Source organism: Paenibacillus flagellatus (genome assembly GCF_003217775.1).
GTDB lineage: Bacteria > Bacillota > Bacilli > Paenibacillales > NBRC-103111 > Paenibacillus_AB > Paenibacillus_AB flagellatus.
Map to the genome: position 1 here is coordinate 504,578 of NZ_QJVJ01000002.1, position 13,599 is coordinate 518,176.

General features: G+C 60.4%; 15 protein-coding genes. 7 read left to right on the plus strand and 8 right to left on the minus strand.

Features of this window, described 5'->3' with window-relative positions; all coding sequences use genetic code 11:
• Nucleotides 1–4: 4 nt before the first annotated feature.
• The 4 genes from DLM86_RS05710 to DLM86_RS32970 all read right to left on the minus strand — a co-directional run bounded on the left by DLM86_RS05710 (nt 5) and on the right by DLM86_RS32970 (nt 3,886).
• Complete coding sequence (locus tag DLM86_RS05710; RefSeq protein ID WP_245954363.1) at nt 5–1,639, minus strand: extracellular solute-binding protein; 1,635 nt, start codon at nt 1,637–1,639, stop codon at nt 5–7.
• Between the two features lie 37 nt (nt 1,640–1,676).
• The gene (locus DLM86_RS05715) at nt 1,677–2,597 is read right to left on the minus strand and encodes a carbohydrate ABC transporter permease (protein WP_110838998.1); all 921 of its coding nucleotides are present in this window, start codon (nt 2,595–2,597) and stop codon (nt 1,677–1,679) included.
• Nucleotides 2,598–2,614: 17 nt separating this feature from the next.
• On the minus strand, nt 2,615–3,550 hold the full coding sequence (locus tag DLM86_RS05720) for an ABC transporter permease (RefSeq protein ID WP_110838999.1): 936 nt from the start codon (nt 3,548–3,550) through the stop codon (nt 2,615–2,617).
• Between the two features lie 201 nt (nt 3,551–3,751).
• The gene (locus DLM86_RS32970; protein ID WP_281272078.1) at nt 3,752–3,886 is read right to left on the minus strand and encodes a hypothetical protein; all 135 of its coding nucleotides are present in this window, start codon (nt 3,884–3,886) and stop codon (nt 3,752–3,754) included.
• Nucleotides 3,887–4,069: 183 nt separating this feature from the next.
• Between DLM86_RS32970 and DLM86_RS05725 the strand changes: the two genes are divergently transcribed.
• From DLM86_RS05725 to DLM86_RS05735, 3 genes are read left to right on the plus strand one after another with little or no spacing between them, the layout of a single operon-like run.
• Complete coding sequence (locus tag DLM86_RS05725; RefSeq protein WP_110839000.1) at nt 4,070–5,170, plus strand: quinone-dependent dihydroorotate dehydrogenase; 1,101 nt, start codon at nt 4,070–4,072, stop codon at nt 5,168–5,170.
• 22 nt (nt 5,171–5,192) lie between these two features.
• A complete protein-coding gene (yjbM, locus tag DLM86_RS05730) occupies nt 5,193–5,996 on the plus strand; it encodes a GTP diphosphokinase (protein ID WP_110839001.1) in 804 nt (267 codons plus the stop codon).
• A gap of 56 nt (nt 5,997–6,052) precedes the next feature.
• A complete protein-coding gene (locus DLM86_RS05735; RefSeq protein ID WP_110839002.1) occupies nt 6,053–6,469 on the plus strand; it encodes a DUF309 domain-containing protein in 417 nt (138 codons plus the stop codon).
• Between the two features lie 101 nt (nt 6,470–6,570).
• Here the strand turns inward: DLM86_RS05735 and DLM86_RS05740 are convergent, their stop codons facing one another.
• Entirely contained in the window at nt 6,571–7,113 is a 543-nt protein-coding gene (locus tag DLM86_RS05740) for a thioredoxin family protein (protein WP_110839003.1), read from the minus strand.
• Nucleotides 7,114–7,257: 144 nt separating this feature from the next.
• Between DLM86_RS05740 and DLM86_RS05745 the strand changes: the two genes are divergently transcribed.
• The 3 genes from DLM86_RS05745 to DLM86_RS05755 are packed head-to-tail and all read left to right on the plus strand — an operon-like array spanning nt 7,258 to nt 10,426.
• Nucleotides 7,258–8,814 carry an RsmB/NOP family class I SAM-dependent RNA methyltransferase gene (locus tag DLM86_RS05745; RefSeq protein ID WP_110839004.1) on the plus strand — a complete coding sequence of 519 codons (1,557 nt, stop codon included), beginning with the start codon at nt 7,258–7,260 and terminating at the stop codon, nt 8,812–8,814.
• Nucleotides 8,815–9,561, plus strand: coding sequence for a pseudouridine synthase (locus tag DLM86_RS05750; protein WP_110839005.1), 747 nt, complete (start codon nt 8,815–8,817; stop codon nt 9,559–9,561).
• A 46-nt stretch (nt 9,562–9,607) separates the two neighbouring features.
• A complete protein-coding gene (locus DLM86_RS05755) occupies nt 9,608–10,426 on the plus strand; it encodes a Cof-type HAD-IIB family hydrolase (RefSeq protein ID WP_110839006.1) in 819 nt (272 codons plus the stop codon).
• A gap of 55 nt (nt 10,427–10,481) precedes the next feature.
• On the opposite strand, the gene DLM86_RS05760 is transcribed toward DLM86_RS05755, so the two are convergent.
• Both DLM86_RS05760 and DLM86_RS05765 read right to left on the minus strand, forming a co-directional pair.
• Nucleotides 10,482–10,574 carry a sporulation protein YjcZ gene (locus DLM86_RS05760; protein WP_110839007.1) on the minus strand — a complete coding sequence of 31 codons (93 nt, stop codon included), beginning with the start codon at nt 10,572–10,574 and terminating at the stop codon, nt 10,482–10,484.
• Between the two features lie 53 nt (nt 10,575–10,627).
• On the minus strand, nt 10,628–10,720 hold the full coding sequence (locus DLM86_RS05765; RefSeq protein ID WP_110839008.1) for a sporulation protein YjcZ: 93 nt from the start codon (nt 10,718–10,720) through the stop codon (nt 10,628–10,630).
• 216 nt (nt 10,721–10,936) lie between these two features.
• Between DLM86_RS05765 and DLM86_RS05770 the strand changes: the two genes are divergently transcribed.
• On the plus strand, nt 10,937–12,019 hold the full coding sequence (locus DLM86_RS05770) for a hypothetical protein (RefSeq protein ID WP_110839009.1): 1,083 nt from the start codon (nt 10,937–10,939) through the stop codon (nt 12,017–12,019).
• 101 nt (nt 12,020–12,120) lie between these two features.
• On the opposite strand, the gene DLM86_RS05775 is transcribed toward DLM86_RS05770, so the two are convergent.
• Entirely contained in the window at nt 12,121–13,515 is a 1,395-nt protein-coding gene (locus DLM86_RS05775) for an RsmB/NOP family class I SAM-dependent RNA methyltransferase (protein WP_110839010.1), read from the minus strand.
• Nucleotides 13,516–13,599: the final 84 nt, after the last annotated feature.

Genomic DNA, 13,599 nt, shown 5'->3' on the forward strand with positions numbered 1-13,599 from the left:
ATGGTCAGTTGACGCTGTTGTACCGGTCGTGCAGCTGCTGATCGATGTCGATCAGCTGGTCGAGACCCATCTTTTTCAGCTCGGCGATATACGTATCCCAGCCGTCGAACGATTTTTGCCCGAGCGCCAGCTTGGTCGCCAGCTCGCTCGAATACGTCGTCAAGTTCGTCAATATTTTCGTTTTCGCCTCAAGCTGCTTGTCGTCGGGAATCGCCAAGTAGTTATGATTCATATTCACGAAATACGGCTTGTATTTCAACATGTTCAGCTCGTGCTCGGTTTTGTACGCCGGCACTTGATTCAGCTCGAACTCGAGGTTCGCGAACTGCACCCGCGGGAACACCGTATCCCCGAACAGCTGCCGGCCTGTCGCCTTGCCCGCCTTCGCGACTTCTTCGTCGGTCCCTTGGTTGATGAACAGCTTCGTGCCGTTCGCGTCTTTCTTATAGGTCAGCCCTTCGATACCCCAATACAGCAGCTCGGCGTATTTCTCGGAATAGATCATGTCGAAAAACCGGATCGCCGCTTGCGGATCCTTCGCGTCCCGCGTAATCGCGTACTTTTGCCAAACGAGATGGGGCGGCTCCAGCTGGGCGGCGGGCGTAATGCCGTCGACCGCTTTGAGCGGCATGAGCGGCACGTAGGCGCCGCCTCCCTTGATCGTAGGCTCCCGGGTCATGCCGAGATTGTACTCCTGCAGGGAGGCGACTTTGTTTTCCGTCACCTTTTGCTGAATTTGCTCGCTCTTGGCGCCGATCAGACTCGTATCGAGCACGCCCGCCTTCACGAGCTGCTGGATGTAGGCGAAATAGTCCTTCACCCCTTGCTGGTACCAGGGCGATACGACTTTTTTGTTCTCGACGTCCACGGCCGTAATATCGGTGCCGAGGCCGAACCACTGGGCGATCGCCCCCGAGAAGGAGGATGGGTCGTAGACGAGCACCTCGTCCGCCTGGCCGTTGCCGTTCGCATCCCGTTCGCGGAACGCCTTGAGCGTCTCCAAAAATTCTTTGGCGGTCGTCGGCACCGGAAGGTTCAGCTTTTCCAGCCAGTCTTTGCGCAGCACCATCGTGAGCGCGACGGGCGCCAGCTCCTTGTCCTTGTACGTCTTGATATGCAGGTTGCTGAACCAGTACATTTTGCCGTCCGGGGACGTCGTCGATTTTTTCGCGAACGGGAACAGCTTCGTGTACATGTTCTTGATGTTGCCGTTGTCGTACTTGTCGATCAGCCCGTTCAGGTCGACGATGACTCCCTGCTTCGCCAAATTGAGCAGCGTCGTATTGTCGAGCGCGGACACGTTGACGATGTCCGGCAGCTTGCTCCCGGACGCCAGCCTCGTCTTGATGACGACGCTGTACTGCTCGTTGGGCACGAGCTCGTACTCGGGCTGCAGGTTCGCTTCGGCGAGCATCTTCTCGACTTCTTTCCAGACCGGATAGTTGTTCCGGTCCTCGAACTTGATATATTTGTTCGTGCCCGCCGGGCCTAGCAGGCGCAGCTTCGCCGGCTCGGCGGCCGTCTGGCCGCCGGTCGCGCCCTCGCCCGACGACGAATCCTTGTCGCTGCAAGCCGCCAGCGGAAGCGCCGTCAAGACGGCGGCGAGCGCCAAGGCGGACCATTTTCTTCTCGAAATCATGAGCAAGCCTCCCCGGGTGGGCGTCATTCGTCGGCCGTTACTCCTTCAACGAGCCGAGAAGCGCTCCCTTGACGAAATATTTTTGAAAAAACGGGTACGTGAACAAGACGGGCAGCGTCGTAAAGACGATAATCGAATATTTCAGCTGGATGTTCGACAGCATGTTGGCCGCGGCGTCGCGCGCGTCTTCCATGGACAGCGTTTTCAAATCGACGGTTTGCTGGACGACGACGCGGTACAAATACATTTGCAGCGGATGAAGCTTCTCGTTGGGCAAGTAGACGAGGGCGTCGAACCAGCCGTTCCATATGCCGACGATCGTATAGATGGCGATGACCGCCATGATCGGTTTTGAAACCGGTATCATAATCTTGAACAGCAGCTGCCAATGCGACGCGCCGTCCACGAACGCCGATTCCTTGAGCGATTCGGGAATCGTCGCGAAGTACGTCCGGACGAGAATGATGTTCCAGATGCCGACGGCGCCGGGGATGATGATCGCCCCCATCGTATCGTACAGGCCGAGCTTGTTGACGAGCAAATAAGCGGGGATCAAGCCGCCGCCGAAATACATCGGCACGAGCAAATAACGGACGACCCATTTCCGTCCGGCCAAGCTGCGCACCGTCAGCGGATAGGCGCCCAAGACGGCCATCAGGCAGTTGAGCGCCGTGCCGCAAGCGACGTAGACGATCGTATTTCCGTAGGCGCGCCACATTTTCGCATCGCCGACGATCAGCTCGTAGGAGCCGAGGTAAAACCCTTTCGGATACCAGAACACGTTCATCGCCGCCGCTTCCATGGGCGAGCTGATCGACATGATGACGACGAAGTAGAACGGATATAAGGTGGCGAGACAGACGAGCAGAGCGAGCGCGTGGAAGACGACGTCCGCCGTCCGGGAGCCTTGCCGGATCGCGTTCGTCCGACGTCCTGCGTGCCGCGGATCGGTAATCATGCGTAAATACGGCCCCCTTACCATAACGCGTAGTCGGTATATTTGCGGCTTAGCGCATTGGCGCCGGCCAGCAGCGCGAAATTGATCGCGGCGGTGAACAAGCCGACCGCGGCGCCCAAGCTGAACCGCCCGCCCAGCAAGCCGTCGCGGTACAGATAGGTGCCGATGACGTCGGCCGTCTCGTACAGGGACGGGTTATAGATGAGCATGATGAACTCGCTGTTCGCCGAGAACAGGCTGCCGATCGCGAAAATGAGCAGGACGAACACGGTCGGGCGGATCGACGGCAGCGTAATGTGGACCATCTGCCCGAACCGGTTCGCGCCGTCCAGCTTAGCCGCCTCGTACAGATGCGGATCGATCGACGACATCGACGCCAAGTACAGAATGCTGCTCCAGCCGAACGATTTCCATATCGTCGTGATCGTATAAATCGTGGCGAAATAAGCCGGCTCGGTGTTGAACGGAATCGTCTCGCCGCCGAACGAGCGGATGAACGCGTTGACGATGCCGTCCGCGTCGACGAACGACAGCACCATGCCCGCGACGACGACGTTCGAGATGAAATGGGGCAAATAGCTGGACGTCTGGACGAATTTTTTGAAGAAGCCGGCTCTCAGCTCGTGAAGCAGCAGCGCGAACAGGATCGGCACCCAAAACCCGAATATCAAGTAACAGAAGCTGAGGACGAACGTATTGCGGACGAGTCTGGTGAAATAGGGGCCGGTAAAAAACTCGACGAAATGCTTGAATCCGACCCATTCGACGGATCCGTCGAAGGACAAAAACGGCTTGCCCGGATAATAGTCCTGAAAGGCGATGACGATGCCGTACATCGGAATGTACGAGAAAATGAAAATATGCAGCAGGACGGGCAGCATGATGAGATACAGCTGCACGTTGTCGCGTCTTCGCGAACGCGCAAGCTTCGTCGGTCCGGTCGCGGCGTTCATGAGTCTCCCCTTTGCGATTCGGTCATGCGGCGGCCGCCTGCATGTGTTTTCAGCATAAAAGCCGGGCGGCGCCGGGGCAAGCAACAATATTTGACCGGGATCGCAATTTTAGCCCCGCGGAAAATACAAAAGGAAAGGATGCCCGCGCAGGGCGGCTCCTTTCCTTCTTCGGCGTTCGATACACGTATGCGTATGTCGGGTTCAAGGGTTCCAGACGAGCAGGACGGCCATCAGGACGACGACGGCGCCCAATATCGAGCCGACCCACACGATCGCTTTCTTGTTCACTTCGTCCTTCGGCTTGCGCTGCAAGTAGCCCGGTTTCCGGTTCGCCATTCGAATCACCTTTCCTTCGAAAAAACGTAAGCTTGCTTGGCCTCATTATATCAAATCGGCCCTTCGAATGAAAGGGCTTGCAAACGGATGACGGCATCGATTGATGGAGATCGCCACTTTCTTTTTGGCCGAGAAACGGATAAACTGATCGATAGAGTCTACGACAGATCGGAGTGTCCCTTCATGCTTTACCGCAAGTTGGCAAAACCGGTCCTGTTCCGAATCGATCCGGAGCAGGCTCATCACATTACGGTGGACGGGCTCGGCTCGGTCAGCCGCGTGCCGGGCGTTCCCGGCCTGATTCGGGCGATGTGCGGGGTCGAGAGCCGGCCGGCCACGAAGACCGAGCTGTGCGGCATCACGTTTCCGAACCCGATCGGCTTGGCCGCCGGGCTGGACAAAAACGCGAAGGCGGTCCGCGGGTTCGCTTCGCTCGGCTTCGGCTTCATGGAAGTCGGCACGGTCACGCCGAGACCGCAGAAGGGGAACGACAAGCCGAGGCTGTTCCGGCTTCCGCCCGACGAAGCGCTCGTCAACCGGATGGGCTTCAACAACGTCGGCGCGGCGGCGATGGCCGATCATCTGAAGCGGGCGGGGCGCCAGCCGATCCCGGTCGCGGTCAACATCGGCAAAAACAAAGATACGCCGAACGAGCAGGCGGAGGAAGATTACCGGACTTGTATCCGGACGTTATATCCGTACGGCGATTTCTTCGTCGTCAACATCAGCTCGCCGAATACGCCGGGGCTTCGCAACCTGCAGCACGGTGCCGAGCTGCAAAGCCTGGTCGCCGCGGTGAAGGACGAGATGGAGCGGAGGAGCGCCGCGCTGAAGCTGCCCCGCAAGCCGGTGTTCGTCAAGATCGCGCCGGACGTGACGGAAGCGGAGCTGGAGTATATGGTCGAGACGCTCGTGGCCAGCGGCGTATCCGGTGTCATCGCGACGAATACGACGATCGGGCGGGACGGGCTTGCCCATCCGAATGCGAAGGAAACGGGCGGCTTGAGCGGCAAGCCGCTGACGAAGCGATCGACGGAAGTGATCCGGAGCGTATACCGGCTGACCGGAGGGAAGCTGCCGATCATAGGCTCCGGGGGTATTTTTACGCCGCAGGACGCATATGAAAAAATACGGGCCGGCGCCAGTCTCGTCGAAGTGTACACGGCGCTTATTTATAAAGGCCCCGGCTTGCTTCGCGAATTGAACGAGGGATTGCTCGGCTTGCTGGCGCGCGACGGGTTCACGCATCTATCCGAAGCGGTCGGGGCGGACGCACAGGCATGAGAACGGTTCAGGAGGCGGGCGTATGGACAGCAGAGATTGGAAAAAATTTTTAATTCCATACGAGCAGGCGGTCGAGGAGCTGAAGGTGAAGTTCAAGACGCTCCGGACGGAGATGAAAGCCCGGGAGGAGTACTCCCCGATCGAATTCGTGACGGGGCGCGTGAAGCGCATTTCGAGCATTTTGGAGAAGGCGAAGCGGCTTCAGGTTCCGATGGACCGGCTCGAGCAGGGGATCGAGGATATCGCGGGAATCCGCATCATGTGCCAATTCATCCAGGACATCCAACGGCTGTCGGAGCTGATCCGGCAGCGGAAGGACATGGCCGTCGTCTACGAGAAGGACTATATCACGAATTATAAGGAAAGCGGCTACCGAAGCTACCATATTATCGTGGAATACCCGATCCAGACGTCGCTCGGACAAAAGACGGTGCTGGCGGAAATTCAGATTCGGACGCTCGCGATGAACTTCTGGGCGACGATCGAGCATTCGCTCAGCTACAAATATAAGGAACGGCTGCCGGAGGACGTGAAGCTTAGGCTGCAGCGGGCGGCGGAGGCGGCCAACGCCCTCGACCAGGAAATGTCGAGCATCCGCAGCGACATCATGGAGGCGCAGAAGCTGTTCGAGGACAATTCGAACCTGGTGTCGAAGGTGCTGAACCATATTCAGGATTTGTATTATTACCACCGCGTCCGCGAAGCGGCGAGCTTCCAGCTGAAGTTCAACGAGCTGTGGGAATCGGAAGACATCTGGGGGCTGCGCGCGTTGGCGCTGCAGGTGGAGGAGGCGCTGCTTCGCGCCAAAAAAACGGGTCCTTCGTAACGCTCCGGGGGAACGAAGGCGGGCGTGAAGGCGCGAGACGAGCGTGGAGGCGTGCGATGTTCGGATACGATTTGCTGTATGTGGAATTTCTGTATTACTTCAATGTGGAACGGGATTACTTCGAATGCCACGAGGTGATGGAGGAGCTGTGGCTGGAGGAGGGCCGCAATCCGCTCTATCAGGGGCTGCTGCAGGTGGCGGTCGGCCTGTACCACCACCGCAACGGCAACGTGGGCGGCGCGATCAAGCTGCTTTCGCAGTCGCTCGAGAAGCTGGAGTTTTACCCGCGGCAGACGATGGGGATCGATCTGGGGAAGCTGGTGGACGATACGACGGCGTATTTGGCCAAGCTGGAACGGATCGAAGAGGAGCCGTTCGACTTTTACGACCTCGACATCACGATCGTCCATTCCGAATTGGCGGCGATGGTCGAGGAGCTGAAGCAGTTCCCTCCCGAGAAGTCGGGGGAATAGAACGGGTCGCCTGGCGCGAATGCGTCCCGAGCGGTACGACGAAAAAAGCGGCGATCCGCCTCCGGCGTTCGGAAGGGATCGGCCGCTTTCGCTATTGTCGATTACTTTTTCTTCATTTCCTCGAAAAACTTCTTGAAGTCGTCCGGCGAATAGCCCGGCTGCCCGTCGTGCGTGACGCCGCCGACCATGCGCTGCACTTCCTTGCCGCCTTTGTAATAGACGAGCGTCGGCGTCGCTTCGATTTTGAAATCGTTCCAGCCGGCCTCGTATTCCCACAGGTTCAGCTGCTTCAGCTCGACGCCCGCTTCCTTCGCGATCGGATTCAAAATCGGCGTAGTCGCCTGGCAGTGCGAGCAGGTCGTGGAGAAATAGTAGACGTACATATCTTTTTTGGCGTTCAGGTCGTTTTTCAGATCTTGCGGCTTGACGATGTTCTGGTAGTTCGCGTCGTTCAGCTGCGCCAGCGTTTCCGGCTTCAGCTTGGCCGCCTCGACGCCGTACAGCTTCTTCGACAGCTCGTTGGTCGGCGCGTCGATTTTGCTCGCTCGGGACGCTTCCTTGGCCTTTTCGCTTTGTTGGTTTACAATGAAGAGAAGGACGAACAAGGCGACGATAATTCCCAAATAGATGGACAGCTTTTTCACGAGTTCACCCCGAATAGATTCAAGTTTCGACGTTGGTCGATCCATTACGTATTCGACCCGTCCCCTTCCGTTTCCTCCCGGAGAGTATTGGAATTGTTATCATTTTTTGAACGTTACGGACAGAGAGCGAGCGCGAACGACGAGATGACGAAATTACCCGACACTTTTTTGCGAAATATGGAACGGCTGCTCCGGGACGAATATCCCGCCTTCCTCGCATCCTACGCAATGCCCCGGGAGCAGGGGGTCCGGGCGAACGGGCTGAAGCTGAGCGCGGAGACGTTCGCCCGGATGTCTCCGTTTCCGCTCGAACCGATCCGCTGGACGGCCGACGGCTTTTATACGCCCGAGCGGGAGAGGCCCGGGAAGCATCCGTACTACCATGCCGGCTTGTACTATATTCAGGAGCCGAGCGCGATGGCGCCGGTCGAATGGCTGGACGTCCGTCCGGGCGACAAGGTGCTGGACCTGTGCGCGGCGCCGGGAGGCAAATCGACGCAAATCGCGGCGAAGCTGCAAGGCCGGGGGCTGCTCGTGACGAACGACAACCAGCCCGACCGGGTGAAGGCGCTCGCCAAAAATATCGAGCGGTATGGCGCGACGAACGCGATCGTGCTGAACGAGACGCCGGAACGGCTGGCGCCGCGGATGCCGCAATTTTTCGATAAAATCCTGGTCGACGCCCCGTGCTCGGGCGAAGGGATGTTCCGCAAGGACGACGATATGGCCAAGGCGTGGGACGAAGAGGCGCCCCGCCGCTATGCGGCGATGCAGCGCGGCATTCTCGCTCGGGCCGCGGACATGCTTGCGCCCGGCGGCCGGCTCGTCTACTCGACCTGTACGTTTTCGCCGGAGGAAAACGAAGAAGTCGTCGCCTCGCTGCTGCGCGACCGGTCCGACTTCCGCGTCGTGCCGATTCCGGCGGAGCGGGGCTTCGCGCACGGGCGCCCCGACTGGATCGGCGCCGACGCCGGCTGCGGCGAGCGGTGCCCGGATTTGGCCGGCACCGCCCGGCTGTGGCCGCACCGGCTGCGCGGCGAAGGGCATTTCATCGCCGTGCTCGAGCGCGAGGCGGCTGTGGAAGGGCGCGAGGCGGCGCTGGCGATTGCGGCGGAGCCCGCAGCCGAGCGGGAGCCTAGCGGGGAGCGGCCGTCACGACATGCCGGCAAAGGCGGGCGGGCCGGCCAGCGCGACGGCGATCGCGGCCGCACCGGCGGCGCCCCGAAGCCGAGCGGCCGCGGCACATCGCCGGGGACGACCGACCCGGCGCCGTTCATCGCGTTCGCGGCCGAGCAGCTGACCGTCCCGCTGCCGGGAACGGTGGACGTCCTGCGCGACTTCGTCTACCTCGTACCGGACGGAGCACCCGGCTTGGACGGCTTGAAGGCGGTTCGCCCGGGCTGGTTCGTCGGCACGATCCGCGGCGGCCGGTTCGAGCCGTCCCACGCGCTAGCGATGGGGCTTTCGCGCGACGCCGATTCGGTGCGGTCCGTCTCGTTCGCGGTCGGAGACGCCGATGCGATCCGGTATTTGAAGGGCGAGACGCTGCAGCTGCCGGACGACCGGCTCCGCCGAAGCGGTCCGGACGTCCCGGCCAAGGGCTACTGCCTGATCTGCGTGGACGGATATCCGCTCGGCTGGGCGAAGTGGCAGAACGGCATGCTGAAAAACGAATATCCCCCCGGCTGGAGGTGGGCTTGAATGGGCAAGAAGCAGCGCATCGACAAATTGCTGGCGCATATGGGATTCGGCACGCGCAGCGAAATCCGGCGCATCGTCAAGCAGGGCGCCGTGCAGGTCGACGGCGCGACCGTCAAGGACAGCGGCCTGCAGGTCGATCCGGAGGCTGCGGCGATAACGGTCGAAGGCCGGCGGGTCGAATACCGCGAATATGTTTACCTGATGCTGAACAAGCCGCAAGGCGTCGTATCGGCGACCGAGGATTCGAGAGACCGGACGGTCGTCGATTTGCTGGCGGCCGAATATGCGCATTTCGAGCCGTTTCCCGTCGGAAGACTGGATAAAGATACGGAAGGGCTGCTCCTGCTGACGAACGACGGGAAGCTCGCGCATAACTTGCTTTCGCCGAGGAAGCACGTGCCGAAGACGTATTTCGCCGAAGTGGAGGGCAAGGTGGACGCCGCCGATGCGGCCGCGTTCGAGAAGGGCGTCGAGCTGGACGACGGCTACGTGACGATGCCGGCCAAGCTTGTCGTGCTGAAGGAAGGCGACCCGGCGGAAGGGCGCGTGTCCAAAATCGAATTGACGATTATGGAGGGCAAGTTTCATCAAGTGAAGCGCATGTTTCAGGCGGTCGGCAAGAAAGTCGTTTTCCTGAAGCGGATCGCGATGGGGCCGCTGCTGCTGGACGAGCATCTGCCGCCGGGCTCTTATCGGGAGCTGACGGAGGAGGAGCTGGAGCTGCTGAGGGGACATACGGCCCCCTAAGAGAGAGAAAACCGGACGGCAAAGGGAGAGGGAGATGGAGAGAGACATGAACTACCGACTGATCGCGCTGGACGTGGACGGTACGCTGATCAACGACCGTTACGAGCTGACGGAACGGACGAAGCGGACGGTGCGCGACGTCCATCGGGCCGGAGCGACGATCGTGCTGTGCACGGGGCGCTCCCCGGTCAACACGCTGCCGCTGATGGAGGAGCTCGGGCTGGAGGGCACGCTCATTACGCATAACGGGGCGGCGACGATCCGCTCGTCGGACAGGGAGATCGTGCACGAGTTTCCGTTCACGGTGGCCGAGCTTGGCGAGCTTGTCCGGTATTGCCGCGAACGGCGCATTCATATGGACGTCTGCTCGCCGTTCCGTCTATTCGTCGAAGGCGAGCCGGGCGAAACGGAAGCGGCCATGTACCGCAAATTCATGCTCGAGCCGACGGTGGTGGACGACGTGCTGTCGCTTCCGGAGCCTCCCGTCAAGTTTACGATTTTCGGGGAACCGGAAACGATGGATCGCGTCGAAACGGATTGGGCCGCGATGAAGGGCGCGCTCAACGTCATTCGCAGCGGCGACCGGTTCATCGACGTCATGCACGCGGAGGCGACGAAGGGCAACGCGCTCAAGCGGCTGGCCGAATCGCTCGGCATCGATCGTTCGCAGGTGATGGCGATCGGCAACTACTTCAACGACGTCGAGATGATCCGCTTCGCCGGACTCGGCATCGCCATGGACAATTCGCCGGACGGCGTCAAGCGGGAGGCCGATGCCGTTACGGCTTCGAACAACGACGACGGCGTACACGAGGCGCTCGTCCGGTACGTGCTGAACGGGAGCCCGACGAATCCCGGCTCCTAAATCAAGAAGGATTGACGCCGTCAGGCGCCAATCCTTCTTTTCGTTTACGCTCCGCTTAAATGAGACCCGCGCGGGATACGATTACCAGCAAAATGAACAGCACCAGAATAACACCCGTCGTCGTGAAATATCCGCCTACACCGGACATCGCAATTCCTCCTCATTATCGTCATGTCGTGAATATTCGGTCGGGATCCGGTCTTAGTACAGGGCCGGACGAGAAACGATCACCAACAGGATGAACAAGACGAGAATAACACCGGTCGTCGTGAAGTAGCCTCCGACTGCAGACATTGCGATTCCTCCCCTATTGATGTGTTTTCCGAATGCGCGGGAGTAGTATTGCGCTTCGCATCTCCCGTTTCTGTTCGTCTATCCCGCATTCGGTATACTCCATCATATTGTGACGAACGCACAACGGATTGGACATTTGCCCCGGCGCATAGAATTTGGGCCCGATCAGGATAATATAGGGGAAGTTGGACATTCACACGAGAGGAGACCTGGTCCATGGCAGCGATCACGATTAGACCCGATCTGAAAACGAACGGCGGAGAAGTTACCGAGCTGCTGCTGGACGGGCGCTACGTCGGCTCGATGACGCTCGTCTACCGGGAAGGCGGGCGAATTGCCGGCGCCGTTCAGCTCGAACGCAAATCGCTATCCGGCGAACGGAAGGCGGCGGCCGTCCGTGCCGCCCACCAGTACGTCCGGCAATTGATGGACGCGCTTGAAGCCCGAGATTGCGAGGTGGTTGTGACCTGCAGCGAATACGACCACATTATCGCGTCCGAGCACCAGGTCGGCGTCATCGAATCGTTCGGGGACGACTCGGACTATTACGAGCCGTTGTGGGCCGAGGATGACGGCTCCCGTCTGGACGACGTCGACCCGAACGACCGCGATTCGATCGAGATGTCGGACCTCGATTGGGACGACGACGAGTATGAACCGTTTTATTGCGAGCTTGTCATCGTCGGCGAAAGCCGGAACCGGGTCGACTACCATATTTACGACCGCGATCAAGAATGGCTGGCCGAAGCGACCGTCCGGATTCGCGGGGCGGACGCAATCGGGGAAGTCGAATGGAAGTACGAGCCGTCCGACGAGGAGATCGAGGCGGTCGCCGACCTGCTCGTCTCCGATTTCGATCCGGACGATATCGATTCGTTCGTGTTCGATATGAAGTTCGAAGGCGACGTCATGGAGACGATCGAGCTGACGCACGAAGATTTGGTCGACGACGAGGAGCTTGAGGCGGAGTTGGCCGACTCGATCGATGACGAGGAGGAGGGGCGGGACTATTCGATCGTCCTCGTCCGCAATGACGGCGACACGCTCACGTACGATCTGTACGAGCAGTCCCAAGGCGGCTTGCCGATCGGACAAGCGACGGTCGACATCAGCACCCGCGAATTGACCGGCTTCATCGATTTCCGCGATCCGGACAGCTCGGAGGACCGCGAATGGATCGGCTCGCTGCTCATGCAGGAGCTGGATAAGGAAAAAGATTACCGATCGCTTAATTTGACGATGCTCGTCAACAACGAGCCGATCGACGAAATTTTGTTCGAGACGGAAACCGTTCATTAAAGGCGGTCATATCCAAAAAAGACGAACGCCCCAACCGTCGCCGGTTGTCGGGCGTTCGTCTTTCCTGTTTGGATGCGATTTTCGGGTCGCGAAGCGCTCGATTACCCCGGTCTGCGCAAGCCTTTGGGCAAATGGTTTTTCAGCTGACCCCCGCTCGCTTTCGCCCAGCCGATCGGATAGCCGTCGACGGCGACGGCCGTCCAGCCGTTAACGCCGTCCGGCGCGGGAACGGTTTCGCCCCGCCAGTACGCGCCCGCCTCCGGCCCGTCGGCGTCGAACGAGGCGACGCTGCGGGCTTGACGGGTCGAGATCGCCATCGCGAGCGAATGGGCCGGCTCGGCCCGGTCCTTTTTCACGTGGGCGAGATGGAGGCCGGGCCGAAGCGTCCGCAGTCCGTTCAAATCGCGAGCCCGGAGCGGGAAGCCGGGCACCGACGGCAGCCAATACAGCTGCTCCCCGAACAGGACGGGCTCGCCGGCAGGCAGGTCGAAGCCGGGGACGACGTCCCGAAGCATCGCCTCGGCGAGCTTCATCGCTTCGCGGACGGACCGATCGGCCGGGTCGGTCCGTCGGCAGCGTTCGTCTCTTCGGCCGGACGTCGCCGCCGTTGAAGCGGGCTCCTCGTCGGTTTGCCGGCGGAGCAGCGCCACGAAGTGGCCCTCGCCCTTATGCCGGTGCGGCCATATTCGCTCGGTTCGAACGACCGAGAATGCGGGGTACCGTTCGACGAAACGTTCCAGCGCCTCCTCGTTTTCCTCCCGGTTGAACGTACAAGTGGAGTAGGCGAGCGTTCCGCCCGGCTTCAGCAGGCGAGCGGCCGAATCGAGAATGTCGAGCTGTCTCGCCGCGCACATGCGGACATGATCGGGCGACCATTCGAGAATCGCCTCCGGGTCTTTGCGGAACATGCCTTCGCCGGAGCAAGGGGCGTCCAGCATGATTTTATCGAATGCGCCGGAAAACTTGGCGGCCAGCTCGTCCGGCGAAGCGTTCGTGACGACGGCGTTCGCGATGCCGAACCGTTCGACGTTCTCGGACAAAATTTTGGCCCGGGCCGGATGAATATCGTTCGATACGAGCAAGCCCCGTCCCGCCAGTGCGCCGGCGATCTGCGTCGTCTTGCCGCCGGGTGCGGCCGCCAAATCGAGGACGAGCTCTCCGGGCTGGACGTCAAGCAGCTCCGCTGCGCTCATGGCGGACGGTTCCTGGATATAATACAAGCCGGCTTGATGGTACGGGTGCTTGCCGGGCTTCGTCGCCTCGTCGTAATAATAGCCGTCCCGGCACCACGGAACGGGGGTCAGTCCGAACCGGCGGATGAGCTCGTCTCGGAACGACTCGTGCCCGTTCGCTCCCGTCGCCGGCCCGCCCAGCTTGAGCGGGTTCAAGCGCAGCCCTTGCGTCCGGGGCTCGTCGTACGTGCCGATGAACGCTTCCGCTTCCGGGCCCAGCTGTTCGCGAATGCGTTCGATGAAACGTTGCGGCAGCTCGATCATGGCGTTCTCCTTTACTGCGAGTGATTATTTCCTCATTATACCCGTAAGGGCGCGTTGTGAGAAGTTTCGGCCCCGTGCTATAAT

Coding starts and splice junctions, on each gene's coding strand:
- DLM86_RS05710 (WP_245954363.1), bottom strand. CDS start 1,639: ATGATTTCGAGAAGAAAATGGTCCGCCTTGGCGCTCGCCGCCGTCTTG.
- DLM86_RS05715 (WP_110838998.1), bottom strand. CDS start 2,597: ATGATTACCGATCCGCGGCACGCAGGACGTCGGACGAACGCGATCCGG.
- DLM86_RS05720 (WP_110838999.1), bottom strand. CDS start 3,550: ATGAACGCCGCGACCGGACCGACGAAGCTTGCGCGTTCGCGAAGACGC.
- DLM86_RS32970 (WP_281272078.1), bottom strand. CDS start 3,886: ATGGCGAACCGGAAACCGGGCTACTTGCAGCGCAAGCCGAAGGACGAA.
- DLM86_RS05725 (WP_110839000.1), top strand. CDS start 4,070: ATGCTTTACCGCAAGTTGGCAAAACCGGTCCTGTTCCGAATCGATCCG.
- yjbM (WP_110839001.1), top strand. CDS start 5,193: ATGGACAGCAGAGATTGGAAAAAATTTTTAATTCCATACGAGCAGGCG.
- DLM86_RS05735 (WP_110839002.1), top strand. CDS start 6,053: ATGTTCGGATACGATTTGCTGTATGTGGAATTTCTGTATTACTTCAAT.
- DLM86_RS05745 (WP_110839004.1), top strand. CDS start 7,258: ATGACGAAATTACCCGACACTTTTTTGCGAAATATGGAACGGCTGCTC.
- DLM86_RS05750 (WP_110839005.1), top strand. CDS start 8,815: ATGGGCAAGAAGCAGCGCATCGACAAATTGCTGGCGCATATGGGATTC.
- DLM86_RS05755 (WP_110839006.1), top strand. CDS start 9,608: ATGAACTACCGACTGATCGCGCTGGACGTGGACGGTACGCTGATCAAC.
- DLM86_RS05760 (WP_110839007.1), bottom strand. CDS start 10,574: ATGTCCGGTGTAGGCGGATATTTCACGACGACGGGTGTTATTCTGGTG.
- DLM86_RS05765 (WP_110839008.1), bottom strand. CDS start 10,720: ATGTCTGCAGTCGGAGGCTACTTCACGACGACCGGTGTTATTCTCGTC.
- DLM86_RS05770 (WP_110839009.1), top strand. CDS start 10,937: ATGGCAGCGATCACGATTAGACCCGATCTGAAAACGAACGGCGGAGAA.
- DLM86_RS05775 (WP_110839010.1), bottom strand. CDS start 13,515: ATGATCGAGCTGCCGCAACGTTTCATCGAACGCATTCGCGAACAGCTG.